Origin of the sequence: Clavibacter lycopersici (assembly GCF_003576405.1) — a bacterium.
In the GTDB taxonomy this organism is placed as follows: Bacteria; Actinomycetota; Actinomycetes; order Actinomycetales; family Microbacteriaceae; genus Clavibacter; species Clavibacter lycopersici.
This window is the reverse complement of record NZ_QWGT01000509.1, coordinates 1-607: the sequence shown is the minus strand read 5'-3', so window position 1 is coordinate 607 and position 607 is coordinate 1. Positions and strand designations below refer to the sequence as shown.

At 78.3% G+C, this 607-nt stretch carries 2 protein-coding genes; both read left to right on the top strand.

What is annotated here, in order from left to right; genetic code table 11:
* Nucleotides 1–224: DUF6412 domain-containing protein (locus DZG00_RS16250; RefSeq protein ID WP_233550183.1), on the top strand; the 224-nt coding region annotated here is incomplete at its 5' end.
* A 106-nt stretch (nt 225–330) separates the two neighbouring features.
* On the top strand, nt 331–607 hold a 277-nt coding region (locus DZG00_RS16245), incomplete at its 3' end, for a YidC/Oxa1 family membrane protein insertase (RefSeq protein ID WP_233550182.1).

Below are 607 nucleotides of genomic sequence, written 5' to 3'. Positions count from 1 at the left end.
CCCTCCTCGCCGCCGCCTCCGTGGCCGCCGCGGTCGCGCTGGTGCGCATCGCCGCCGCGCGGGGGCTCCTCGGATCCGCCGCGCCGCCGCTGCGCCCGGACGAGGACGTCGACCTCCCGGTGCTCATCTCCTCGAGCGACCCGGACGCCGACGGGCACGAGCGCTCCCGGGCACCAGGCCGCCGGATGCAGGTCGTCGTGCCTGCGCCGCTCCCGGCCGCCTGACCGCGGCCCGCAGGGGTCATCCGCCGCCGTCGCGCGGCGACGACCCGGCGCGCGCCCGCATGCGACGACCAGACGGACCGCATCCGCTCTCGTCGCAAGGAATCCCGTGGACCCCACATCGTTCGCCCCCGTCCGAGCCGTGCTCGACGGCCTGTCCCAGCTCGTCGTCGGCCTCGCCGACCTGATCCACCCGCTCGCCGGCGCCTCCGCCACCGGCGTGGCCGTCATCCTCCTGACCCTCGGCGTGCGGGCCCTGCTCGTGCCGGTCGGCGTGGCGCAGGTGCGCGCCGAGATCCAGCGCCGCCGCATCGCGCCCGCGCTCGCCGAGCTGCGTCGCCGCCACGCCGGGAAGCCCGAGCAGCTCGCACGCGCGACGCAGGAGC